At 72.8% G+C, this 24,079-nt stretch carries 17 protein-coding genes; 7 read left to right on the top strand and 10 right to left on the bottom strand.

Features of this window, described 5'->3' with window-relative positions; all coding sequences use genetic code 11:
- Positions 1-370: 370 nt before the first annotated feature.
- On the bottom strand, positions 371-1,843 hold the full coding sequence (locus MQP27_RS21560; RefSeq protein ID WP_242766928.1) for an FAD-dependent oxidoreductase: 1,473 nt from the start codon (positions 1,841-1,843) through the stop codon (positions 371-373).
- Between the two features lie 49 nt (positions 1,844-1,892).
- Positions 1,893-9,647, bottom strand: a complete 7,755-nt coding sequence (locus MQP27_RS21565; RefSeq protein ID WP_242766929.1) for a type I polyketide synthase — start codon at positions 9,645-9,647, stop codon at positions 1,893-1,895.
- Between the two features lie 353 nt (positions 9,648-10,000).
- Here MQP27_RS21565 and MQP27_RS21570 point away from each other — a divergent pair, with 353 nt between their 5' ends.
- Positions 10,001-10,459 (top strand): SRPBCC family protein, encoded by a 459-nt coding sequence (locus MQP27_RS21570; RefSeq protein ID WP_242766930.1) that lies wholly within the window; start codon positions 10,001-10,003, stop codon positions 10,457-10,459.
- A 47-nt stretch (positions 10,460-10,506) separates the two neighbouring features.
- Here MQP27_RS21570 and MQP27_RS21575 read toward each other — a convergent pair whose 3' ends face one another.
- Positions 10,507-11,430, bottom strand: coding sequence for a hypothetical protein (locus MQP27_RS21575; RefSeq protein WP_242766931.1), 924 nt, complete (start codon positions 11,428-11,430; stop codon positions 10,507-10,509).
- 5 nt (positions 11,431-11,435) lie between these two features.
- Positions 11,436-11,906, bottom strand: coding sequence for a hypothetical protein (locus MQP27_RS21580; RefSeq protein WP_242766932.1), 471 nt, complete (start codon positions 11,904-11,906; stop codon positions 11,436-11,438).
- A 332-nt stretch (positions 11,907-12,238) separates the two neighbouring features.
- Between MQP27_RS21580 and MQP27_RS21585 the strand changes: the two genes are divergently transcribed.
- On the top strand, positions 12,239-13,768 hold the full coding sequence (locus tag MQP27_RS21585; RefSeq protein WP_242766933.1) for an APC family permease: 1,530 nt from the start codon (positions 12,239-12,241) through the stop codon (positions 13,766-13,768).
- Positions 13,769-13,779: 11 nt separating this feature from the next.
- On the opposite strand, the gene MQP27_RS21590 is transcribed toward MQP27_RS21585, so the two are convergent.
- Entirely contained in the window at positions 13,780-14,271 is a 492-nt protein-coding gene (locus MQP27_RS21590; RefSeq protein WP_242766934.1) for a MarR family winged helix-turn-helix transcriptional regulator, read from the bottom strand.
- Positions 14,272-14,356: 85 nt separating this feature from the next.
- On the opposite strand from MQP27_RS21590, the gene MQP27_RS21595 reads away from it, so the two are divergent.
- On the top strand, positions 14,357-14,938 hold the full coding sequence (locus tag MQP27_RS21595) for an NADPH-dependent FMN reductase (protein ID WP_242766935.1): 582 nt from the start codon (positions 14,357-14,359) through the stop codon (positions 14,936-14,938).
- A 62-nt stretch (positions 14,939-15,000) separates the two neighbouring features.
- Positions 15,001-16,395 (top strand): FAD-dependent oxidoreductase, encoded by a 1,395-nt coding sequence (locus tag MQP27_RS21600; RefSeq protein ID WP_242766936.1) that lies wholly within the window; start codon positions 15,001-15,003, stop codon positions 16,393-16,395.
- A 53-nt stretch (positions 16,396-16,448) separates the two neighbouring features.
- Here the strand turns inward: MQP27_RS21600 and MQP27_RS21605 are convergent, their stop codons facing one another.
- Positions 16,449-17,366 (bottom strand): peptidoglycan-binding domain-containing protein, encoded by a 918-nt coding sequence (locus MQP27_RS21605; RefSeq protein WP_242766937.1) that lies wholly within the window; start codon positions 17,364-17,366, stop codon positions 16,449-16,451.
- A gap of 169 nt (positions 17,367-17,535) precedes the next feature.
- Between MQP27_RS21605 and MQP27_RS21610 the strand changes: the two genes are divergently transcribed.
- Positions 17,536-17,889, top strand: coding sequence for a VOC family protein (locus tag MQP27_RS21610; RefSeq protein WP_242766938.1), 354 nt, complete (start codon positions 17,536-17,538; stop codon positions 17,887-17,889).
- 16 nt (positions 17,890-17,905) lie between these two features.
- Here the strand turns inward: MQP27_RS21610 and MQP27_RS21615 are convergent, their stop codons facing one another.
- The gene (locus tag MQP27_RS21615; protein WP_278196339.1) at positions 17,906-19,426 is read right to left on the bottom strand and encodes an MFS transporter; all 1,521 of its coding nucleotides are present in this window, start codon (positions 19,424-19,426) and stop codon (positions 17,906-17,908) included.
- Positions 19,427-19,585: 159 nt separating this feature from the next.
- Here MQP27_RS21615 and MQP27_RS21620 point away from each other — a divergent pair, with 159 nt between their 5' ends.
- Positions 19,586-20,806, top strand: a complete 1,221-nt coding sequence (locus MQP27_RS21620; RefSeq protein WP_242766940.1) for a chitinase — start codon at positions 19,586-19,588, stop codon at positions 20,804-20,806.
- 170 nt (positions 20,807-20,976) lie between these two features.
- Entirely contained in the window at positions 20,977-21,648 is a 672-nt protein-coding gene (locus MQP27_RS21625; RefSeq protein ID WP_242766941.1) for a hypothetical protein, read from the top strand.
- Positions 21,649-21,671: 23 nt separating this feature from the next.
- On the opposite strand, the gene MQP27_RS21630 is transcribed toward MQP27_RS21625, so the two are convergent.
- From MQP27_RS21630 to MQP27_RS21640, 3 genes are all read right to left on the bottom strand, one after another.
- Positions 21,672-22,451 carry an alpha/beta fold hydrolase gene (locus MQP27_RS21630; protein WP_242766942.1) on the bottom strand — a complete coding sequence of 260 codons (780 nt, stop codon included), beginning with the start codon at positions 22,449-22,451 and terminating at the stop codon, positions 21,672-21,674.
- An 81-nt stretch (positions 22,452-22,532) separates the two neighbouring features.
- Entirely contained in the window at positions 22,533-22,769 is a 237-nt protein-coding gene (locus tag MQP27_RS21635) for a hypothetical protein (protein ID WP_242766943.1), read from the bottom strand.
- 107 nt (positions 22,770-22,876) lie between these two features.
- Positions 22,877-24,070, bottom strand: coding sequence for a GDSL-type esterase/lipase family protein (locus MQP27_RS21640; protein WP_242766944.1), 1,194 nt, complete (start codon positions 24,068-24,070; stop codon positions 22,877-22,879).
- Between the last annotated feature and the right edge of the window lie 9 nt (positions 24,071-24,079).

Genomic DNA, 24,079 nt, shown 5'->3' on the forward strand with positions numbered 1-24,079 from the left:
CAAGGACGCGCGGCACGCAGCGCGCAGCAAAGGTCAACTCCCGTACAAGACCGGACAGTTAACGGTCAGCAACCCTACGCCACTCAACGCACTCTGGCGTAAACACATCCCCACAGAAACAGACCCACAGCCCGCTGAAACGATTCCGCTTCACGGCCTCTTCACCACGTCCGACGCGACTCTCGACCAATCCGGCCAGCCGGAGGACCGATTCGTCCCCTGCCGCAACACACCCGACACACCGTTCCGAGGCGCGGAAACCGGTCGGACGGTCGCCATGGCAGGAAATGCACGCTCCGACAGCGATCAAGAGACGTTCGGAATGTGGCGAAAAACGGCCCGAACCGATGTGGCCACCTCCCGCCGGGCGTTACGACGCGGCCCAGGCCAGGCCGTCGGTGGTGACGGCCAGACCGCTCCGGGCGGCGGGACCCGGGTCGTCGAGCGGGCCGCCGTACAGGGCCTGCTCCTGGAGGTCGTTGCCGGTGTGGAAGGTCTCGGCGACGACACGCGTGGACAGCAGCGGGTTCACACGGTGGTCACCGGCCGTCAACTTGCCGACGGCGCCGTCCAGTTCGGCCGCCGCGGCGCTCCAGTGGGCGCCGAGGTCCGCGGGCACGCCGACCGCCGCGTCGCCGGAGGCGACTCCCCCCGCCAGTTCGGCGAAGGCGGCGGCCTCGTCGAGGTCCACGCGGGTGACCTTCTTCGCCGACCAGAAGTACGAGCGGTCGTTGCGCTCCATGTCGTAGAAGGCGATGAGGAATTCGTAGAACACGCCGTACTCGCGCCGGTAGCGCGCCTCGAACTCGGCGAAGCCGCGCTCCTCGGAAACGCTGCCGTCCAGCGCGGAGTTCACCGCGCGGGCGGCCAGCAGGGCGCCGTAGGTGGCCAGATGGACGCCTGAGGAGAGCACCGGGTCCACGAAGCACGCGGCGTCCCCGACCAGGGCCATGCCGGGTGTCCACAGGGAGTTCTTCCAGTACGAGTAGTCCTTGCGGACGCGGACCTGGTCGTACGGCGGCTCGCTCGCGACCGGCACGTCGGTAAGCAGCCGGTCGACCTCCGGGCAGGCCTTGATCATGTCCTGCCAGGCGGTGCGGGCGTCGTGCTGGACGGCCGCGTAGTGCTCGGGTGCGATGACGGCGCCGACGCTGGTGAGGTCGTCGCGCAGCGGGATGTACCAGATCCATCCGGCGTCGAAGGCGGCGCAGAAGATGTTGCCGCTGTTGGGTTCGGGCAGCCGGCGGCCGCCGGCGTAGTAGCCGAACACGGCGAGGTTGCGGAAGAAGTCGGAGTAGACGCGGGCGCCGCCGACCCGGCCGTGCAGGCGGCTGGTGTTGCCGGAGGCGTCGATGACGAACCGGGTGTGCGCGGTGCGGGTCGTGCCGTCCGCGTCCGTGTACTCGACGCCGTGCACCCGCCCGCCCTCGGTGAGCGCGCGGCGCACCGGGCTGTTCTCGCGGACCTCGACGCCGACACGCCGGGCGTTGCGCAGCAGGATGTCGTCGAAGCGGGAGCGCTCCACCTGGAAGGCGGTGGCGGTCGGCTCGGGCAGTCGCGGGGTCATCGAGAACGAGAACTGCCAGGGCTGCGGGTCGCGGCCCCAGCGGAGGGTGCCGCCGCGCTTGAGGGTGAAGCCGGCCTGTGCGACCTCGTCGGCGACGCCGAGCAGGCGGCACACTCCGTGGACGGTGGCGGGCAGGAGCGACTCGCCGATCTGGTAGCGCGGGAAGGTGTCTCGCTCCAGCAGGAGCACCCGGTGTCCGCGCATCGCCACGGCCGTCGCGGCGGTCGAGCCGGCGGGTCCGCCGCCCACGACGACGAGGTCGTACTCCGGGGTCATTCGGGGTCTCCTGTTCTGCAGCGGTCCATCAAAGCCCGTACACGGGTGGTCAGTTGGGAAGCCAGGCGCGGAGCGCCGCCGCCGTGCCGTCGGCGTCGCGGTGGAGGAGCGTGTAGTGGTCGCCGGGGATGTCGGCCGTGTCGTGCGGCGGCGGCCACTCGGGTTCCCAGCCGCCGTCGGGGTCGATGCGCCGCATGTGCGGGGTGGGGCGGCCGCGCAGCAGCAGGGTCGGCACGGGTGACGGTTCGGGGCGCCAGTCCTCCAGCACGCGCGCGTAGCCGCCTCCGGCGATCAGCAGCGAGTCGTCCATCTGCTCGGCCGCCTCGTCCGGCAGGTCGGTCGCCGCGGCCATCAGGGCCAGTCCGCGTGGATCGCCGCGGCGCAGGAGTCCTGCGTGGGAGTCGAGCAGGACCACGCCGGCCGGCGCCTGTCCCTCTCGCGCGAGGTGGCGGGCCACGGCGTGGGCGATAGCGCCGCCGGCGCAGTATCCGACGATGACGGGTGGCGCGTCGGTGGACAGCGCGCGCACGGTGTCGGCGTGCGCGCGCACCAGCGTGCCGACGCTGTCGGGGACGCCGCGGCGGGCTCCGAACCCGGGGTGCTCCAGCAGGAACAGGTCGCGTTCACCGGCGAACCGCTCGACCAGGCCGGTGGGCACGCGCGTGTACGGCGAGAGGTAGTCCGGGATGTACGCGAGCGGGGTGCCCTCGCCCTGGGTGAGCCGCACGGGCGGGACCTCGTACCGGGCACGCTCGCCGTCGGTGATGGCCGGCAGCGCGTGGGAGGCGAGGAGGCGCAGGCCCATCGCCTCCAACGGCCCCCGCTCGCGCAGCACCCGGTGGTAGAGCACGCTGAAGCGGTACGACGCCGCCGCCGCCCCTCCGTCGGAGCCACCGCCGGTTTCCGCCTCTGGCTCCCCCTGCGGCAGCGCCCCCGCGTCGATCAGCGCGGCATGGACGTGCGCGGCCAGGGCGGGCAGCGTCGGGTACTCCAGCACTACGGTCGGCGCCAGTCGTACGCGCGTGAAAGCGCTCAGCCGGTTGCGGACCTGGACCGCGGCCAGGGAGTCGAACCCGAGCTCGGTGAAGGACCGTTCGGCCGGGAGCGCGGCCGGGTCGGGGAAGCCCAGGACCGCGGCGATCTCGGCGCGGATCAGGTCCGCGAGCACGGCCTCGCGTTCGTGCGGGGCGACGGCGGCGAGTCGCTCGCGCCAGGCACCGGGCGCCTGCCCGGGTGGCGCGGCGGCCGGGCCGCCGGTGGCGGCGGCCGGGCTGCCGGTGGCGGCGGTCGACGCGCCGGTTCCGGCGGGCGCGGTCCGGGCCGGACGCCGCTTGAGCAGGTCGGCGAGGACCGGTGCGTCCGCGGCGGCGCGGTCCAACGGGATCGGCACGAGTACGGGTTCCGTACTGCGCAGGGCCGCGTCGAGGAGCGCGATGCCCTCCTCCTCGGTGACGGCCAGGACGCCACCCTCGCCCAGCCGTTCGGGCGCGACCCGGCCCGCCATCCCTTCGTCGCCCTCGGTCGTCCACGGCCCCCAGGCCAACGCCTGGGCGGGCAGCCCGTGAGCGGCCCGGTGGCGGGCGAGCGCGTCGAGGAATCCGTTGGCGGCGGCGTAGTTCGACTGCCCCGGCCGGCCGAGCACCCCGGCGGCCGAGGAGTACAGCACGAAGGCCGCCAGGCCCGACTCCTTCGTCGCCTCGTGCAGATGCCAGGCGCCGTCCGCCTTCGGCGCGAGCACGGTCGCGAGCCGCTCGGGGGTCATGGTGTCCACCACACCGTCGTCCACGACTCCGGCGAGGTGGAACACGGCCGTGGGCGCGGGCCGGCAGGAGGCGACCAGGGCGTCGACGGCAGCGCGGTCGCTCACGTCGCACGTCACCACACGCACCTTGGCGGGAAGGTCTCCCACCCAGTCCGGGACCCGTCCGCTGCGGCCCGTCAGCAGCAGGTGGCGCACGCCCCGTTCGGCGACCAGATAGCGGGCCAGGGCGTGTCCGAGAGCGCCGGTGCCACCGGTGACGATCACCGTCCCCTCCGGGTCCAGGGCGGGGGGCTCGGACGAGGGCGGCGCCACCGGAGCCAGTCGGGGCACCAGAACGGTGCCGTCGAGCAGCGCCACCTGTGGTTCGCCGGAGCGCAGTGCCGCGTCCAGTTGTGCCGGTGTGCCCGGCGTGCCCCGCTGGTCGACCAGCGCGATCCGGCCCGGGTGCTCGGACTGGGCACTGCGCACCAGCCCCGCGACGGCCGCCCCGGCGAGGTCGGGGTCCGCGCCGGTGGCGTCGCGGGTGAGCACGACCAGACGGCCGGGCCTGATGTCGGCGGTCCAGTCGCGAATCCGCTCCAGTACGGCCGTCAGGAGCGCCCGTGCGCGATCGGGCGGGGTGGCGTCGGCAGGCAGGGCGGCGGCGAGCCGGGCCACGTCGAGGAGTTCATGCTCCGTGGGCGTGTCCGGCAGGCCGCGCTCGGAGTCCGCCGCGGCGGGCCGCCAGGTGAGGCCGTAGAGGTCGTCGGCGGCCGCGAGGTGTGCCGGGATCGGACGCGTGACCATTGAGTCGACGTGGGCGAGGGGGCCACCGGCCAGGTCGGTGAGGGTGACCCGGAACTCGTCGGGCCCCAGGCGCCGTATGACTGCCCGTGCGGCGGAGGCTCCGGGCGCGTGCACGGTCAGGCCGGTGAAGGCGAGGGGGGCCCGGGGCTCGCGGGGGTGCTCGCCGGGTTCCTGGGCGAGGAGCGCGGAGTGCAGTGCCGCGTCGAACAGTGCGGGGTGCAGGGTGTACGAGCTCGCGGTCGCCGCTTCTCCGCCGGGCAGCGCCAGTTCGGCGTAGAGGTCGTCGCCTTGGCGCCACAGGGCTGTCACTGCGCGGAAGGCGGGCCCGTAGTGGTGGCCGTCTGCTTCGAGGCGGGGATAGTCGACCGGGATGGGTGCGGCGCCCGCGGGCGGCCATGTTCCGGGCAGGTCGGTGGCGGGGGGTGCCTCGGTGGGAGCGGTCGTCGCCGTCGCATGGTGTCGCCACGCCTGCGTGGTGTCGGCGGGGCGGGCCCAGACGGTGACCGGTCGGGCGCCCGCTTCGTCCGGGGCCGCGGCCACCACCTGCACCTGTGTCCGGTCCTGCGGGGACAGCACCAGGGGTTCGTGCAGGGCCAGTTCGGCCAGTCGGGCCGGGCCGGGGGTGCCGGTGGCGCGGAGGGCCAACTCCGCGAAGACAGCGGCGGGGACGACCACGCGGCCGCCGATGGCGTGGTCGGCGAGCCAGGGCTGGTGTGCGGTGGACAGTACGCAGGTGTGCCGGATGCCGGGGCCGTCGGCATCCGGCTGGGGCTGGCCCATCAGGGGGTGGCCGGTCGGCGGCCGGTGCCGGACGGCGTCGAGCCAGTACCGCTGTCGTTGGAAGGGGTAGGTGGGCAGCGGACGTCGGCGGGCACCGCTTCTCGCGTACGCCGCCCGCCAGTTCACCTCCACCCCGTGCACATGCAGGGCGGCCAGCGCCTCGAAGGCCGTGCCCGGATCCGCGCAGCGGGTCATCACCGCGTCCGGCCCGGAGCACTCCTCCGTCGCCGTGCCCAGCGAGGCGGACGGGCCGGCCTCGACGAACGCCGTGACGCCCTCGTCGGCCAAGTGCCGTATCGCGTCGGCGAATCGGACCGTCTCGCGTGCCTGTCGTACCCAGTGGTCGGCGGTGGTGAGTGCGTCGCGCTCCTGGCGGCCGGTCAGGGTGGAGATCACGGGCACGGACGGCTGGTGGTACGTCACCGACTCGGCGACCGTGCGGTATTCGGCCAGCATCGGGTCGAGGAGCGGTGAGTGGAAGGCGTGGCTCACGTGGAGCCGGTGGGAGGGCCGTCCGATGCGGGACACCAGGTCCGTCACCGCGTCCTCGTCGCCTGAAAGCACCACGGACGACGGGGAGTTGACGGCGGCGACCGCCACCCGTCCGGAGATCTCGTCCAGTTGGCGGGTCACCTCGGCCAGTGGTACGCGGACCGCGACCATCGCGCCGCCGACGGGCAGCGCCGCCATCAGCCGGCCGCGGGCGGCGACCAGCCGTACCGCGTCGGCGCGGGAGAACACGCCGGCGATGTGGGCGGCGACGAGCTCGCCGATCGAGTGGCCGACCAGGTAGTCCGGACGTACGCCCCACTCGGCGAGCAGGGCGTGCAGGGCGACTTCGAAGGCGAACAGTGCGGGCTGCGCGTAGTCGGTGCGGTTCAGGAGACTGGCGTCGGGGGCGTCGATCACCTCCAACAGCGGCCGTTCCAGCCACGGGCCGAACTCCTCGCACAGCTCGGTGAACACCGCGTCGAAGACGGGGAAGGCGGCCCGAAGTTCACGCCCCATGCCGACGCGCTGGGCGCCTTGGCCCGCGCACACCAGAGCCGTCCTGGGGCGCGTGCGTGCGGTGCCGCGCAGCACGGCCGGACTGTCGACGCCGGCGGCCAGGTCGCGCAGCCCGGCGAGCAGACCCTCGGCATCGGCGGCCAGAACGGCGGCGCGGCGGGACAGGGGTGCCCTGGTCGTCGCCAGCGAGTACGCGGCGTCCAGCGCGGCGTGCGGGCCGGACACGTCGGCCAGTGCGACCGCCAACTCCCTTGCGTGCGCGCGCAGTCCGGCCTCGTCGCCGCCTCCGACGAGCCACGGGGTGACCGGCAGGTGCGATTCGGGACCGGCACCGGAACGCGCGACGGAATCGGTCTCCTCCGGCTCCTCGATGATCACGTGAGCGTTCGTGCCGCCGATGCCGAACGACGAGATCGCCGCCCGTCGCGGGTGCTCGCCGCGCGGCCAGGGGCGCGCCCGGTCGAGGAGCCGTACGGCACCGGAGTCCCAGTCGACGTGCGGTGACGGCTGCTCGGCGTACAGGGACACGGGCAGCTCGGCGTGGCGCATCGCCTCGATCATCTTGATGAGGCCGGCGATTCCCGCCGCGGCCTGGGTGTGCCCGAGGTTCGACTTGACCGAGCCGAGCCACACCGGGTCGGCGGGATCGCGGTCCTGTCCGTAGGTGGCGAGCAGGGCGCCGGCCTCGATCGGGTCGCCGAGCGAGGTTCCCGTGCCATGTCCCTCGACGACGTCGACGTCCGAGGCCCGCAGCCCCGAGTCGGTCAGCGCCAGCCGGATCAGTTCCCGCTGGGCCTGGCCGCTGGGGGCGGTCAGGCCGTTCGACGCGCCGTCCGAGTTGACCGCGGAGCCGCGCAGGACGGCGAGCACCGGATGGCCGTTGCGTCGCGCGTCGGACAGCTTCTCCAGCAGCACCAGGCCGACGCCCTCGGCCCAGGCGGTGCCGTCCGCGCCCGCGGCGAAGGACCGGCAGCGGCCGTCCGGCGAAAGGCCGCGCTGGCGGCTGAAGGCGATGAACGGCTGGGGGCTCGACAGCACCGTCACCCCGCCCGCCAGCGCGAGCGTGCACTCCCCCGCGCGCAGCGACTTGGCGGCCAGGTCCATCGCGACCAGCGAGGACGAACAGGCCGTGTCCAGGGTCATGACCGGGCCCTGCAGCCCCAGGACGTACGCGACACGCCCGGAAGCCACGCTGCCGGACGAGCCGATGCCGACGTGCGACTCCAGCTCGTGCGGCGCGAGCCCGCTGCCGTAACCCACGTGCATCAGCCCGACGAACACGCCCGTGCTGCTGCCGCGCAGCGCCGGTGCGGGGATCCCGGCGCGCTCCAGTGTCTCCCAGGCGACCTCGAGCAGCAGCCGCTGCTGGGGGTCGGTGGCCAGGGCCTCGCGGGGTGACATGCCGAAGAAGAGCGGGTCGAAGTCCGCGACGGCGTCGAGGAAGCCGCCACGGCGGGTGTACGACGTCCCGAGCCGGTCGGGGTCGGGGTCGTAGAGGGAGGCCAGGTCCCAGCCACGGTCGGTGGGGAAGTCACCGGTGACGTCCGTTCCCTCGGCCACCACCCGCCACAGGTCCTCGGGGGAGGTCACCCCGCCCGGGTAGCGGCAGCCGACGGCGACGATCGCGATCGGTTCGGATTCCGGGCCGCGGGGCGGCGGGGTTGCCGCCGGCGCCGGCGTGCCGTGCAGCCGGGTGTCCAGGTGGGCGGCGACGGCGGCCGGGGTCGGGTGGTCCCAGACCAGCGTCGCCGGGAGGCGCAGCCCGGTGCGCAGGCTGAGCCGGTGCCACAGGGTCATCGCGTCCATCGAGGACAGCCCGAGGTCCGCGAAGGACGTACCGGCGTCGGCCGCGCTCCCCCGGATGGCCGAGACTTCCGCGCACACCAGGTCGGTCAGCGCGGCGCGCCGTTCGCCGGGTGTCCGGTCGGCGAGGTGGGCGAGGGCGGGTTCGACGGGGCGCGCGGTGAGTGCCTCGCGGAGCAGGGCGCGGCGCGGCTTGCCCGCGGCGGTGCGGGGCACGGCCGGGGTGAACAGGATCTCGTCGGGCACCTTGTGCGCGGAGAGCACGGCGGCGCACGCCCGCAGCAGGGCCGCCCGGTCCAGGGTCTGCCGCTCGGGCACCACGAAGGCCACCGGGACCTCGCCGAGCAGCGGATGGGGGCGCGCCACGACGGCCGCGTCCCGTACTCCGGGCAGTGCGCGCAGTACGTGCTCGACCTCGGCCGGGTCGACGTTCTCGCCGCCGCGCACGATCCGGTCGTTCACCCGGCCGGTGACGGTCAGACAGCCGTGCTCGTCGAGGCGGCCGAGGTCGCCGGTGCGGTACCAGCCGTCCCGTACGGCGTCGGCGGTGTCGTCGGGCCGGTTGTGGTAGCCGAGCATGACGCCGGGGCCGCGTACCCAGATCTCGCCCTCGCCGTCCGGGCGGTCGTCTCCGGTCCGCGGGTCGGCGAGCCGGACGTCCATGCCGGGCAGCGGGCGTCCGCTGCCGCCGGGCACGCGTGGCGCGTCGGGCGACTCCATGGCGATCTTGCCGCAGGTCTCGGTGCTGCCGTACCCGTCGAGGAGCGGGGCGCCGAACCGTGCCTCGACCTGTTCCCGCAGGTCCGGCTCGCTGGGTGCGCCGGCGGTGACGCAGAACCGCAGCGCCGGGACCGGGCCCAGGCCGGCGTCGAGCAGCCGGCGGTAGGTGAGGGGCACGCCGCCCAGCACGGTCGGCGCGAACTCGCCGACCAGGCGCACCAGTTCGGCCGGGTCGGGCGTGGCGGTGATCCGGGCGCTCGCCCCGGCGGCGGTGGTGCCCAGGACGCAGAGCGAATGGGCGTAGGTGTGCGAGAGCGGGAGCGGCCACAGGAGGCGGTCCGCCGCCGACAGTCCGAGCCGAGGCAGATAGCAGGCCACGGAGGACCAGAGGGCGGAGCGCTGGCTGGAGACGGCGGCCCTCGGTGTGCCGGAGGTGCCGGAGGTGTAGATGAGCCAGGCGGGCTCGTCGAGGCCGAGGTCGTCGGCGGGCGGGGGCGTGGACCCGGCGATCAGGGCCTCGAAGCTCGTGGCGTGTTCCGGCAGGGGGCCCTCGCCGGTCACGACCAGCCGGAGCGACCAGCCCGCGGTGAGCCGGGCGATCCGGGGCAGGTTGCGCCGGTCGGTGACCACGACGGCCGGATCGCAGTCGGTCAGCAGCTCCGCGAGCTCGGGATCGGTGCCGCGGGAGCCGATCGGCACGCCGACCGCGCCGGCCCGCACGCCGGCGAGCAGCCCCTCGACCAGTTCCACGGCCGCGTCGAGACAGAAGACCACCCGGGCGCCCCGGCCGACGCCCAGTGCGGCCGCCAACCGGGCGGTCCTGCGCTCCAGTTCGGCCCAGCTCACGCCGCGCCGGTCGTCGGCGAACGCGAGCTTCTCGCCGTAGCGCAAGGAGTTCTCGACGAGCAACTCCGCGACGGGCCGCACCTCGAACGCTTCCGCCACCCCCACCAGGCTGCCCCTTTTTTGGTCGAACGTCCGCTCCATGGCGGCCTGTTGATCAGACTACGACGGGACACTGACACGTCACGAAAGCGGCTCGCCGCTGGATCGGACCGTCTCTCCGCGTCCGGTGGACATGACACGGAGGCGCAGACGGAGTGCGCTCGCTGTATGAGCGGCTGTCGAGGGCCTGGGTGGGACGTTCGGCGGAGATGGCCGCCCGATTCCGGTCGGGGGTGCCGTCTCGTGAGGCCGTACGCGCCGTTCGCCTCGCGGGATGTCCGGTCGTCCCATAGGGTCGCGGTGCCGCTGTGACCGTACGGGCGGCGATACGGCGTGGCCGATGAGGAGTGCCCATGTCCGGACAGTTCGAAGCGGTGGTCGAGGTCGACCGGCCCATCGAGGAGGTCTTCGCCTACCTCGCCGACGGGCGCAACGATCCGCAGTTCAGCCCCCGGGTCCTCAGGATCGACCGGACGCCCGACGGCCCGACCGCCGTGGGCACGGTCTTCCGGAGCACGGTCAAGGACGCCGGGATGAAGACCGCCCGGGAGTTCCGCATCACCGAGTTCGAGGCGCCGGTGAGGCTGCGCTGGGCCGAGGTGTCGAAGAACAGCGTGACGGCGAGCGAGGGCGGCTACGACCTGGAGGCACTGGGCGAGGGGCGGACCCGCGTCCGCATCTTCAACGTCCTGGAAGGCCACGGGCTGGGCAAGCTCCTCGTCGGACTGGCCCTGAGCGCGGCCCGCAAGGACGCCCCCGCCTTCGGGGCCCGCATCAAGGCGGCGGCGGAGTCGGCGATCGCCGCGAGCTGATACGTCACCTGGAACCCCAGGGCCGCGACGGACCCCGACACCATGGGCTACCGCGACGACCCAGTAGGCGGCTCCGTGCTTCCGGCGGCTGCCGATCGGGACCGGCGCCACTGCCAGACGGCGCCCACCGCGACCGACCCGGTGATCAGGACGATACCGAGCACCGGCCAGTTGCTGCCGGCGATCCGGACATCGGTGGCGAGGACGCCGACGACCAGGATCAGTGGCACCAGCAGGGCGATCAGGGCCCGGCCCGCGCTCGCCAGCGCGGCCGGGTCCAGCCGGCCGCGCGCGGCCAGGGGGATGTCGGCGAAGTAGTGGCGCACGGCCCGGTCGGTGAAACGGGCGGTGGCACGGTCGTACGAGTACGCCATGTAGGGCAGCCAGACCAGCGGGGCGACCAGGCCCACCAGGAACACCCCGGCCAGGAGCAGCCAACGACCGGCCTGGACCGCCCGCTGCGGCCGGCCGGTGGCGTCCGTCGGCGCGAGCAGACCCAGCAGACGTGCCATGCGCCAGGTCAGGTCCCACGCCGCCGTCAGGTGCAGCCGGCGCGGTGGCGGGGGCGGACGGTGGGCGGCAAGGGCGCGGCGGGCGGTGTCCAGGTCCGTGTGCACTCCCTGCAGGACGAGAAGTTCGGCGGCGCGCTCCTCCGTCGTCGGGTCGCGGCCGTCGAGGGCGGCGAGCTCCAGGGCCGTACGGGCCTGCCGGAGCAGGGCCGCGCAGAACGCCACCGGGATGAGCAGCAGGAAGGGGCCGCCGACGAACGCGCCCTCGGTGACGGTGGCGCGGCGCCCCCGGCGGACCAACTCGGCCCGTACGGCGGCCGGTTCAGCGTCCTGGGCGAGAGCGTCCACGGTTCTGCGGGCGGCTTCGCCCCGATGCCGTACCGCGAACAGGGCGAGTTGCTCGGGCAGACCGCGCGGGTCCGCGAGGACCTGACGCAGGAGGGTCCGCTCCGGGGGCAGCATGGCTGTCAGTACCGCAGGGCCGTGCCCACCTCGGCCTTCACGTCGCCGGACAGCTTGTGGGTGCTGCGTGCCGTCGCCTCACCGGACTTGCCGGCCGCGACATCGGAGAGCGTCACGACCACCGTGTCCAGCAGACTGCCGCCGGGATCCTCGAAGTTGACCTGTACGGCGAAGGACTTGGCGGAGGACGTCTTGTTGTCGGCGGTCACGGACACGGTGGTGCGCCCGTCGCCGCCGGTCTTCGGTGCACCCAGCCGCACCGCGTCCCTGGCGTCGATCCCGCCCTTGACCTCGTCCAGCTTCCGCCCCGCCTCCGCGGTCGCCGAAGCGAGTACTTCCGGGGCGCGTGAGGCGAGGGAGGCCGCGGCCGATGCCGCCTTGCTGACCGAGGAGGACGCGCTGCCGTCGTCCGAGCATCCGGCCAGCCCCGCGACGAGGACCGTCACCAGTACCGCACCTGCCGTCCAGCGGGCCATGACCTCTCCTTCGTTCGGTCCGCCCCCGTCCCAGTGAAGTGCCTGCGGTCGGCGATCGCACGTGGGTGTCACCCGAACAGCACGGTACTGCTCGCGCTCGTGGTGCGGGGGCGGCCGGCCGGCGACTGGTCGGCGCAGCCGGTCTCCGCTGCCTCCCGTCGGCCGTCGGCCGTCGGCCGTCACCAGGGTGGCCGGATCGCGCCGGAGGCCGGGGCGAGCGAAATGGGGAGAGGTGATGGTCAAGACTTCACCACGAACGCTTGTGCGCTTGTTCCGGGGCACCGATCATTGGCCGAATCACACACCCCTCCCGCGCCCCCGAGGAGTTCCCGGTGACCGCTGGCCCCATCGCACCCGAGCCGGTCGCCGAACCGGCGGCAGCCCAGGAGGAGCGGCAGAAGCTGCGCAAGCACTTCGGCCGCTTCGACATCCTCTTCTTCCTGCTGTGCACCATCGTCGGCGTGGACACGATCGGCACCGTGGCCGCCAACGGCGCCGAGGCTTTCACCTGGCTCATCGTGCTCGCCGCGGTCTTCTTCATCCCCTCCGCGCTGCTGACCGCCGAGCTCGGCGCCGCGTTCCCGGACGAGGGCGGGCCGTACATCTGGACCAGCCGGGCCTTCGGCCGCCTCGCCGGTGCCGTCAACAACTTCCTGTACTGGATCACCAACCCGGTCTGGCTCGGCGGCACCCTCTCCGTCTCCGCCGTCGCCGCGTACACCACGTTCTTCAACGACGGAAAGGACTTGAGCACCCCGGCGTTCTACGTCTTCACCCTCGCCTTCGTCTGGATCGGCGTGCTCGCCGCGATCCTCTCCTTCGACATCGGCAAGTGGATCCCGACCATCGGCGCGTGGAGCCGTTTGCTCCTGCTCGGCCTGTTCACCCTCACCGTGGTCGTGTACGGCATCAAGCACGGACTGCACGGATTCGGCTTCGGCGACTTCTCACCGACGTACGCGGGATTCGTCGCCCTGGTGCCGGTGCTGATGTTCAACTACGTCGGCTTCGAGCTGCCCAGCACCGCCGGCGACGAGATGACCGACGCCCGGAAGGACGTGCCGTTCGCGATCTTCCGCAGCGCCTTTCTCTCCGTCCTGCTGTACGGGCTCCCGATCCTCGGCATCCTCCTCGTCCTGCCGGTCAAGGCCGTCACGGGCCTCGGCGGCTTCATCGACGCCATCCGCCAGGTCTTCACGGTGTACGGCGGTCACGTCGGCGCCGACGGCAGCGTCTCGCTCAGCGGTGCGGGGAGCGTGCTGGGCGACCTCGCCGCGATCATGTTCATCCTCACGGTGCTGTCCTCCGGCGTCACCTGGGTCATGGGCTCCGACCGGGCGCTGGCGGTCTCCGGCTACGACGGCGCGGCTCCGCGCTTCCTGGGCGTGATCTCCAGCCGGTTCGGCACGCCGGTGCGGGTCAACATCCTCAGCGGGCTGGTCTCGACCCTCGTCCTGGTCCTGGCGCACGAACTGACCGACGGCAGCGCCGCGAAGCTCTTCGGGGCCGTCCTCGGCCTCGCCATCTCCACCACGCTCATCAGCTACCTGGGCATCTTCCCGGCGCTGCCGGTGCTGCGCCGCAAGGCCCCGTACGTCCCCCGCCCCTACAAGGCGCCGATCCCCCGCACCATCGCCACGGTACTGACCCTGCTCATCCTGTTCGCGAGCGTGCAGCTGGTCGCTCCGGGACTCGGCGACCACTGGTTCGGCTCCGACTTCCGGCCGGACGGCTGGAGCTACGGCGAGCGCTGGAAGTACCTCCTGACGGAGGCCGTCCCGCTCGCCGCCTTCATCCTCCTCGGCGTCCTCTTCTGGGCGCTGGGCAGCCCGACCCGCAAGTCGGCCACCGTCGAGAAGTAGCGCGCCACTGATCACTCGGGGGCGGCACCCTCTGTGGTCCCGGTGCCGCCCTGCCCGAGGCGGTTGATCGTCTGCTCGCTCCACGCCCTGATGGCCGCGGCCTGCTCGGGCGCGAGCGGGTCGAGGAAGTGGCGGCGGACGTTGCCGCCGTGCGCGACGACGGCCCGCTCCACGAGGCGGCGCCCCTCCGGCGTCAGTCCGATCCCGGTGCGTCGCCCGCTGGCCCCGCTCTCCGCGCGGACCACGAGGCCACGGCCCTCCATCCGCGTGAGCTGGTGTGAGACCCGGCTCTTCTCCCAGCCGAGTGACGCCGCCAGGTCCACGACGCGCATCTCGCTGCCGGGCGCCCGCAGCAGGGTCACCAGCACGCTGAACTCGGCTTTGGAGATGCCGATTTCACTCTGCAGCCGCCGGTCGATCTCCTGGAGGAGCAGCCGCTGGGCCTGCATCCAGGTGTCCCAGAGGTCCCACTCCTCCGGCTTCAGGGCATCGGGATTCCGCATGCGGCAAGGCTACCGGGCAAGAGTTGACGCAACAACTCCTCCTCCCTAGAGTTGACACGTCAACTCCTACTTCCAGAAGGACGCCATGAACCTGCGCATCGGGATCATCCTCGGCAGCACCCGGCCCGGACGCCGCGGCGACCAGATCGCCTCCTGGCTGCTCGACACCGCACGCGCCCACGGCGGCGCCGACTACGCACTCGTCGATCTCGCCCACCACGACCTCGGCAACCTGGACGAGCCCGGCAACCCCAACCACCAGCGGTACCAGCACGACCACACCCGCGCCTGGGGTGAACTGATCGACGGCTTCGACGGCTATGTGTTCCTCGTGCCCGAGTACAACCACTCGTTCCCCGGGGCGCTCAAGAACGCCCTGGACTACGTCTACCGGGAGTGGAACGACAAGGCCGCCGGCATCGTCAGTTACGGCGGATGGGCGGCCGGGGTCCGGGCCGCCGAGGCGCTGCGCCTCGTGCTCGCCGAACTCCAGGTCGCAACGGTCCGCGCACAGCCCGCCGTTCCGCTGATCCCCAGCTTCGCCTCCGGCACCTTCGCACCCGGCGACGGTCTCGCGGCCTCGGTCGGCGACATGCTCGACCAGGTGACGAGCTGGTCGACCGCGCTGCGCGGCGTGCGAGAAGGGAAGATGAGCCCGGCCGCCTAGCCGGGCACTGCCCCCGGAGGCGGTCGCCACCGGCGTGCGGGGACAACCGGAACGGGGCTTTCATGGCGAGGATCGTCGTACTCGGAGCCGCTCTCGGCGGTCTCCAGACCGCACTGCTGCTCGCCGCCGACGGCCACGACGTGATCGTGCTGGAACGCGATCCGCACCCCGCACCGCACGACCCGGACTCGGCGTGGTCGCGCTGGACCCGCCCCGGCATCCCCCACCTCCCCCTCGCCCGCTGGATGCAACTCGCCGAGGATCAACTGCCGGAACTCGTACGGGAGATGACGGCCGCCGGAGCGGAGCGCACGAACGTGGTCGCGCCGGAGCCGGGGCTGCGCGGTCGACTGCGCGCGGACGACGCACGGTTCGACACCCTGGCCGCCCGGCGCCCACTGCTGGAGTCCGCCGCAACCCGGCTCGCCGAGGCGACCGGTGTCCGCATCCGGCGGGGTGTCGTGTGCCGCGGGTTCAGCGACCCGCGCGACGGACGGCCGCCCCGCCCTCCGCACGTCACCGGTGTGGAGACGAGCGAGGGCACGGTCACGGCCGACCTCGTCGTCGACTGCACCGGCCGACGCTCCCGACTCCCTTCCTGGCTGCGGGACTTCGGCGTGAGGGAGGTGAGCGAGGAGTCCGGGCGGCGCGGCTTCGCCTACTACGGCCGCTACTTCCGCTCCCCCGACGGCGCCCTCCCCGCCACCACCTTCCCCCTCGTCGTCGAGCACGGCTCGCTCGGGCTCCTGCGCATCCCGGCCGATCACGGCACGTACTCGCTCTGCCTCATCATCCGCAGCGACGACCGGGAACTACGCACCTTGCTCCGCGACGAACGCGCCTGGTCCGCCGCCGTGCGGCTGTTCCCCGGCGCGGACGCCTGGCTCGCCGGGCGGCCCATCACCGACGGTGTCCAGATCATGGGCGGGCTCACGGACCGCAAGCGGAATCTGTACGACGCCGAACAGCCCCTGGTCACCGGGGTGGTCGCGGTCGGCGACGCCTGGGCCTACACCGTCCCAACCGTCGGCCGCGGCCTGGCGATGAGCCTGGAGCACAGCCTCGCCCTGCGCAACGCCCTGCGGGAAACGTGCCTGACCGACCCGGTCGACCTGGTCACGCGGTTCGCCGCCGCGACCAACGCCGACCTCGCCCGGATCTACCGGCAGACCACCTCGTACACCCGCCACCGCCTGGCCGAGATGGACGCGCACGCGGCCGGCCGCCCCTACGACCACCCCGGCTGGCGCCGCGCCAGGGCGCTGGCCCACCTCGCCCGGCAAGACCCGGACGCGCTGCGCGTGGAACGGGCCGCGGCCCACCTTCTGCCCGGCGCCGCGGAGGCCCTACGCGCGCCGGTCGTCGCCGCTGCCGTGGACCGGCTCCTCCACGAGTTCGAGGGTCGGATGCCGCCCGGCCCTGCCCGGCCGGATGCCCTCAAGGCCGTCGCCGAGTGAGCGGGGAGGACAGGCAACTACCCTGCGGTTGAGCGCAGTTGCGCCGAGCGTCGTTACGGCTCCTTGGTCTCCGCCTCGAGGGCGGCGCGGGTCGCGTGGCCGTACACGCCCGACTCGTCCGTCAGGATGAGGCGGGTGAACTGATAGCTGCGGACCGCGCTCTGGACGTCGCTGTCGAAGTCGCCGTCCGCCTTGCCGTCGTAGTAGCCGATCTGCTTGAGGCGGAGCTGGAGTTCGACGACTTCGGCTCCCTTGTCGCCGAGGCGCAGGACGGGGGCCTGTCCCCCGGACTCGGTCGGTGCGGGGGCGCCCGTGGTCGTGGCGGTGGCGGTGGCCGACGGGCCTGTGGGGGCGGTGGAGCCGGTCGGGGTGGGCGAGCCTTCGGTGGAGGTTGCTCCGGGTGAGGAGGACTCGGTCGGGGACGAGTCCGCGGAGGTCGTCGCCTGTGACGGGTCCGGGGAGGGCGTGGAGCTCGCCGAGAGCGATCCCGCCGGGAGGCCGGCGCGCACGCCGCCGGACAGGGAGTCGTCCCGGGCGGGGCCGTCGTACCAGAAGATGCCCCCGACGAAACCGGCGGTCACGACGACGGCCACGGCGGCTCCGACCCCGGCGATCAGTACGGCGCGGGGGCGTCGCTTGCGGGGCGGGGCGTTCTCGGCTGGGGGCGGGGGCGTGTCGTGATCGAGTCTGGCCTGGGTCACGTCGTCCAGTTCGGCCGGGAGTTGTTGCTTCCCGACGTCGTTCGAGCTGTCAGCCTGGTCCTCGGGCGTCTCCAACTGCCCGGGCTCGTCGCCGACTTCGACGAACGGCCGGATGCGTACCGGGTCGAAGTCCTCCGCGGCCGCGGCCTCCGCCGTGCGCGCCGCGCGGTGGGCGTCGGAGGCGCGGCGACCGCAGGAGCAGGACGGAGTGCCGTCCGCTGCCCGGGACTTGCCGCATTCAGGGCAGACGGGGCCCATCGGTTCGCTCACTTGTTCCCTCTCCGTGCGAAGTCCAAAGTTTAAACAGTTGGGCTCCACGCGATGTCCACAACTCCTGGGAATCCGGACTCGGGACGTCCGGAAGAGAAAGGAACCGGCCACCGCGCGGACGGCGGTGTGGTGCCGGGCCGCCCGATCGCCGTACTGGCACGATGGCGGCATGGAACGTGTGCTTGGAATCGGTGGTTACTTCATGAAGGCCGCCGACCCGGTGGCCCTGAGCGCCTGGTACCGCGACTGCCTGGGTCTGGACGCCGACGAGCATGGGCTGTGGCGTCAGGAGGCCGGGGCGACGGTGTTCGCGACGTTCGAGTCGGGGACCGACTACTTCGGGTCCGCCGACCAGCGGACCATGCTCAACTTCCGGGTCCGCGACCTCGACGCGATGCTCGCGCAACTGCGCGCCAAGGGTGCCGATGTGGCCGAGGAGACGCAGGACATGGAGGGCGTGGGCCGGTTCGGCTGGGTCACCGATCCCGAGGGGAACCGGATCGAGCTCTGGCAGCCCGTCTGACCGGTTCGCCCGGCCGTCAGCCCTGGCCCGCGTGCAGGTGGCTGTGGGAGACCTCGGGCGGACAGGGCTCTTTTCTGGCGCGGTGGTCGCGGTGCCAGTCGTGGACGGCGAGGGCCAGCGCGCAGGCGACGGGCACGATGCCCAGGCCGACGGCGGTGGCGACGGCCGTGCGGTAGTCGTGGTGGCCGGAGGCGAGGACGAGGTAGAAGAGACCGGGCAGGGCCGCCGTACCGATGGATCCGCCCAGGCGCTGTCCGGTCTGCAGGGCGCCGCCCGCCGCCCCGGCCATGCGGACCGGTACGTCCCGCAGGGTCATGGTGACGTTGGGCGAGATGACGCAGCCGCTGCCCAGGCCGCCCAGGAACAGGGCGGGGACGGTGATCCAGGCGGCGAGGCCGGTGGGGGCCAGGCGCAGGATCAGGGCGGTACCGCCGAGGCCGAGCGCGACGGCGGCGAGGCCGCAGACGGTGAGCACTCTGCCCAGGCGGTCGACGAGCCGGCCGGCCAGGGCCGCGGCGAGGGCGGAGCCGAGGGCGAAGGGGGTCACGGCGAGGCCCGAGCGCAGGGGTGAGTAGTCGAGGCCGTTCTGGTAGTAGAGGGCGAAGACCAGCCAGACGCCGCTGAAGCCGACGAAGTAGAGGGTGGCGATGGCCGCGCCGGCGGCGTAGCCGCGGGTGGTGGTCAGCAGGCGGGGGTCCAGGAGCGGCCGGCCTTCGCGGGCCGCGACGCGTTGTTCCCAGTGGGCGAACGCCCACAGGAAGGCCGGTCCGACGAGGAAGAGCCACCACAGCCGTCGTACGCCGCCGGACTCGGCGAGCACCAGCGGCAGCATCAGGGCGAGGACTCCGCAGCCGAGGAGCGCGACGCCGACGACGTCGAGGCGTTCCCGGCGGCCGGGAGCCGTCCTGGGGAGCAGGCGGATGCCGAGCAGCAGGGCGACCGCGCCGACCGGGACGTTGACGTAGAAGATCCAGCGCCAGCCCTGGGGGCCGTCGGCGAGGGCGAGGATCAGGCCGCCGACGACGGGGCCGACGGCGCTGGAGATGCCCACGGTCGCGCCGAACAGGCCGAAGGCGCGGCCGCGTTCGGCGCCGCGGAACATCTGCTGGATGAGGGCGGAGTTCTGCGGGGCGAGGCAGCCGGCGGCCACGCCCTGCGCGAGGCGGGCCGCGACGAGCCAGGTGATGGAGGGGGCGGCGCCCGCCGCCGCGCTGCACAGCACGAAGGCGGCGAGGGCCACGAGGAAGACACGGCGTCGGCCGACGGCGTCGCCGACGCGGCCGGCGGTCACCAGAACCAGGGCGAAGGCGAGCGCGTAGCCGGAGACGACCCACTGGATGGCGGGTGCCGTGGTGTGCAGGTCCCGCTGCATGGACGGCAGCGCGACGGCGACGATGGTCACGTCGAGCAGGCTCATGAAGCCCGCCACCAGGGTGACCCACAGGGCCTTCCACCGCCGGGGGTCGGTCCCGTCCTCCGCCTGCGTCGGCACCGTTCCTCCTCCGCGCGCCGGGGTACCGGCTTGTCCGGACAGCATGCCCCGGGTACCGCACCCGTGCGCGTCGACCACACCTCCCAGCGCAAAGGAATCTTATGGTCTAGGCCAATAGATGGTTTGGTCTAGACCTAAACGTAGACGTGCCCGCCGCCCAGCCCGAAGCTGGGGGCCACTCCCCCACCTCACCGGAGGCACACCGTGAGACGTCTTCGCGCATGTCTCGGCGCAGCCGCCGCCGTCGGACTCACCGCCGCGGGAACCACCGCGCTGATGGCGGGCCACGCCTCGGGCGCCACCACCGCGCTCGACAACCGCTGGTACGCCGCGGCCCCCTACCTGATGCCGCTCGACAACGACCCGCCGGACCCGGCCGCCATCATGGACGCCACCGGCCTCAAGGCCTTCCAGCTCGCCTTCGTCCTCGCCCCCAACGGCGGCGGCTGCTCGCCCACTTGGGGCGGCACGGCACCGGTGTCTTCGGACACGGCCGTCCAGTCGGTCATCGACACCATCCGCGCCAAGGGCGGCGACGTGTCCGTGTCCATCGGCGGTTACGGCGGTACGAAGCTCGGCCAGACCTGTTCCGACGCGGCATCGACCGCGGCCGCCTACCAGCAGGTCATCACCAAGTACGGCCTGCACGCCATCGACTTCGACCTGGAGGAACCGGAGTACGAGAACACCGCGGCGATCCACAACGAGATCGGCGCCGCGAAGATACTCCAGCAGAACAACCCGGGCCTGTACGTCTCCGTGACCACGGCCGGCACGGCGGACGGCACCGGCTGGTTCGGCAAGCAGATGCTCCTGGAGGCCAAGTCGCAGGGGTTCACGCCGAACAACTTCTCCATCATGCCCTTCGACGGCGGCTTCAACGGGGCGGCCTCGCAGACCAGCGCCCTCACCAACTTCAACGCCATCCTCCAGTCGGCCTTCGGCTGGGACCAGGCGACCGCCTACGCCCACGAGGGTTTCTCCGGGATGAACGGGCGCAGCGACACCGGCGAGTACTTCACCCAGGCCGACTTCCAGACCGTGCTCGACTACGCCACGAGCCACAACATGGACCGCTTCACCTTCTGGTCCCTCAACCGGGACCGCCAGTGCACGCCGGCCGACAACGGCGGCCGTACGTCCGGGACTTGCTCCAGCGTGGCGCAGAACTCCTGGGACTTCGCGAAGTACTCGGTGAAGTTCGCGGGCGCCACCCCGCCGTCCACGACCCCCACCCCCACCCCCACGCCCACTCCCACCCCGACGCCCACCGGGTGCAAGACGCCGTGGAGTTCGAGCGCGGTCTACACCAACGGCGACGAGGTCTCGTACAACAAGCACAACTGGAAGGCCAAGTGGTGGACCCAGAACGAGGTGCCCACGGCCTCCGACTGGGGTGTCTGGCAGGACGAAGGACCCTGCTGACGGCGCGAGTCGCGGGCCCGCGAGAGCGCGGGCGCGCGACTCGCCACCCCTGACGCCTCCGTGCGCCGGTGTGTGCTGCCGGATTCCCTCCCGCCCGTCGGGCACCCGGTCGAGGACCGGGTATCGATGCCAACGCGGGTGGAAGCGGGCGGCGTTGGGGGGCTGGCACTGTGGCGCGCCGATCGCGGGCTCACCGACCCTACGAGTCACGGCGAGCACGGAGACGCAACGCCGTACGCCTGCTGCGCGTCGAGGGGCGCTACGGTCCGCGGCTGCGCGATGTACTGCCGGCGCTCGCGGGGCTGGCGGTGGTCGTGTGCGCGCTGGTCGCCGGGCTGGCGGCGGGCTATCGCGCCGCCGGGGTCGCCGTACCCGTCGCCGGTGGCGCCGCGGTGCTGTTGCTGGTCGCGTTGGGGGCCCGACGCCGGCGCCCCGGGATCCGCCGCCGCTCCGGCTACTACACCTCGGACGAACTGCTCGAACTCGACACGCAGGGCCTCGCGTTGGCGGTGGCCCGGATGCTGCGCCGGGACGGGTGGCGGGTGCGGATGACATCCGCACCCGAGCGGCCGCACCTGTGCGCCAAGGACAAGGGCGGCCACCGTCTCGAAGTGGCCTTCCGGCCGGTGGCGGAGCCCCTCCCCGACGAGGATCCGCTCCATCCTCACCAACGCCGGGGAGACACCTCGCCGTTACGCCTGGTCGTGCACCGGGGAACATTCAGGGCACGGGACGTCCGCTGGGCGCACCGGGAGGGGAGGATCTGCCTGCTCGACGGGACCGCGCTGCGGCGCTGGGCCGAGGGCACACGGCTGAACGACCTGCTCGCCGGTCAGCTGTGACGCCCCGGGACGTGGGAGGGCGGTCACGCCCGTTCGCTCAGGAACGCGTCGAGCGCGGCGGTCAGTTCCGCGGGCTTCTCCACCGGCAGTTCGTGGCCCGCATCGATGATGCGGACCACGGCGTTCGGATAGGCCTTCGCCATGCGCAGCATCTGCTTCAGGGGCAGTTGGATGTCGTGGTAGCCGTGCACGAGGAGCGTGGGAGCCTCGATCTCGCCGAGCCGGTCGAGGACGTCGAAGGCCCGCATCGCGCCGTAGTCGGTCATCACGACCTCCTTCGGCGTGGCCGTGGAGGCCTCGATGTACTTGCGGACCTCCTCGCGCGGGTAGCCGGGCGAGAAGGCCCGTTTGATGTTGGTGGCGACGAACAGCTTGTAGGGCAGGCGGGTGGAGACCGCCATGAGCAGGCCCCGCCCACGGCTGTAGGTCATACGGCTGATCGAGTCCACCAGCACCAGGCGCTCCACCCGGTCCGGCCGGGCGAGGGCGATGGTCTGGACGATCATCCCGCCCATGGAGTGGCCGACGAGGACGCACCGGTCGACCTTCAGGTGGTCCAGCAGGGCGAGGACGTCGTCGGCGAGTTCGCCGACGGCCCGTACGCCCGCGCCGGTGCTCTCGCCGTGCCCGCGCAGGTCCAGCCGTATCACCCGCCGCCCGGCGGCGAAGTGCTCGATCTGGTGGTCCCAGCGATGGCGGTCGGCCGTCCACCCGTGCACGAACACCAGCGGCACGCCCTCGCTGTCGCGGGGCCCCTCGTCGTCGTACGTCAGCACTGCGCCGTCGACTTCGAGCTGCGGCATGGTCGCCTCCTGGACGCGGTCCGGTTACTGGCGAGTACCGTAGCCGTGGCCGGGCCGTTCGTCACTGCCGGAGGCGTGTGTTCAGCCGCCGTTGAGCCGTGACTTCAGGAGCGTCTTGCCGAGTTCGGCGCCCTTGCGGCTGTCCGCCTGGGCCTTGCGGAACAGGTCGGCGGTCTCGGTGTCCTTCTCGCGCTCCGCGTCCTGGATGTACGTCTCCAGACGCAGGGCGTTGCTCAGGCACGCCTCGACGTACCAGATGAGGTTGTAGTCCTTGTCCGGGGTGCCGGTCACACCGCCGGTCTCGCTGCTGCTGGTCATACGGGCCGCCTCCAGCCGTAGTCGTTGTGGGACCGTCCGAGTACCCGCACTTCGCCGGGCAATCGGCCGACGTCGCACGGAAAGCGGCCGGCGACCGTGGGTGGGTTTCAGGCGTCGGACGCGCCCCTTTCTCCGAAGGCGCCACCGTCCGCGAAGGCCAGTTCGGCGAAGCGCTCCCCGATGCGGCGGTGGGTCGCGGCGTCCGGATGGAGGTCGTCCGGCAACGGGAACTCGGCCGCGTCGGCCTCGCCATAGAGATCGCGGCCGTCGAGGTAGTGGAGGTTCGGGTCGTCGGCGGCGCGCCGGCGGACGATGCGGGCGAGTTCGTCGCGGATGACGTTCAGGGTGAGCTTTCCGCTCGCGCGCTCCGCCGGGTCGCCCAGGGCGGCGAAGCGCAGGCGTCCGGCGGCGATGCCGCTGAAGTCCGGGACGCTCGGACCGGGCGTGTCCTCGTGCATGGGGCACAGGATCGGCGAGACGACCAGCAGGGGCGTGTCGGGGTGGCCCTCGCGGATGGTGTCGAGGAAGCCGTGCACGGCGGGGGTGAAGGCACGCAGGCGCATCACGTCGGCGTTGACCAGGTTGATGCCGATCTTGACGCTGATCAGGTCCGCGGGGGCGTCGCGCAGGGTGCGGGCGGTGAAGGGGTCGAGCAGGGCGCTGCCGGCCAGGCCGAGGTTGGTCAGTTCCACTCCGGCGAGGGAGGCCGCGAGCGCGGGCCAGATGGACGTCGGGCTCGCGGCGTCGGAGCCGTGGCTGATCGAACTGCCGTGGTGCAGCCACACTCTGCGGCCGTCGGCGGGGGCGGGGTCCACGGGGGCGTCGGTGCGCAGGGCGACGACTTCGGTCCTCTCGTTGTGCGGCAGCCAGATCTCCACGGTCTTCAGGCTGTCGGGCAGGCCGGTGAAGCGGACGGTGCCGACGGGGCCGGGCCGCAGTTCGGCGGTGCCGGCCGTCATGTCGACGGTGACGGTGTTGCCGCCCGTGACGCTGCCCTGACCCGTCAGGCGGCCGTCGACGAGGAGGTCGTACAGGCCGTCGGGGCGTGGCGGGGCGCCCACGTACTCGCGCTTGGTGCGCAGGGTGTCCAGTTCGACGACGGTCGCCCGGGTGCGGAGGGCGAGCCGTATGCCCGATGACTGCGACTCGGCCATGGCCAGCTGCGGGTCGGTGTTCTGGGCCCGGGCCCAGGCGGGCAACCGGTGCGGCAGCAGGCCGTGTTCGGTCCTCTCCACGTCGAGAGCGCCGCGCAGGAGGCCGGCCGTGACGGGGGTGGTGATCAAGTCGTGCTCGGCGGGCATGTCCTCGGC

The sequence above is a fragment of the Streptomyces cylindrosporus genome (assembly GCF_022698165.1).
GTDB lineage: Bacteria > Actinomycetota > Actinomycetes > Streptomycetales > Streptomycetaceae > Streptomyces > Streptomyces cylindrosporus.

Coding starts and splice junctions, on each gene's coding strand:
- MQP27_RS21560 (WP_242766928.1), bottom strand. CDS start 1,843: ATGACCCCGGAGTACGACCTCGTCGTCGTGGGCGGCGGACCCGCCGGC.
- MQP27_RS21570 (WP_242766930.1), top strand. CDS start 10,001: ATGTCCGGACAGTTCGAAGCGGTGGTCGAGGTCGACCGGCCCATCGAG.
- MQP27_RS21575 (WP_242766931.1), bottom strand. CDS start 11,430: ATGCTGCCCCCGGAGCGGACCCTCCTGCGTCAGGTCCTCGCGGACCCG.
- MQP27_RS21580 (WP_242766932.1), bottom strand. CDS start 11,906: ATGGCCCGCTGGACGGCAGGTGCGGTACTGGTGACGGTCCTCGTCGCG.
- MQP27_RS21590 (WP_242766934.1), bottom strand. CDS start 14,271: ATGCGGAATCCCGATGCCCTGAAGCCGGAGGAGTGGGACCTCTGGGAC.
- MQP27_RS21595 (WP_242766935.1), top strand. CDS start 14,357: ATGAACCTGCGCATCGGGATCATCCTCGGCAGCACCCGGCCCGGACGC.
- MQP27_RS21600 (WP_242766936.1), top strand. CDS start 15,001: ATGGCGAGGATCGTCGTACTCGGAGCCGCTCTCGGCGGTCTCCAGACC.
- MQP27_RS21610 (WP_242766938.1), top strand. CDS start 17,536: ATGGAACGTGTGCTTGGAATCGGTGGTTACTTCATGAAGGCCGCCGAC.
- MQP27_RS21615 (WP_278196339.1), bottom strand. CDS start 19,426: ATGCTGTCCGGACAAGCCGGTACCCCGGCGCGCGGAGGAGGAACGGTG.
- MQP27_RS21630 (WP_242766942.1), bottom strand. CDS start 22,451: ATGCCGCAGCTCGAAGTCGACGGCGCAGTGCTGACGTACGACGACGAG.
- MQP27_RS21635 (WP_242766943.1), bottom strand. CDS start 22,769: ATGACCAGCAGCAGCGAGACCGGCGGTGTGACCGGCACCCCGGACAAG.
- MQP27_RS21640 (WP_242766944.1), bottom strand. CDS start 24,070: ATGCCCGCCGAGCACGACTTGATCACCACCCCCGTCACGGCCGGCCTC.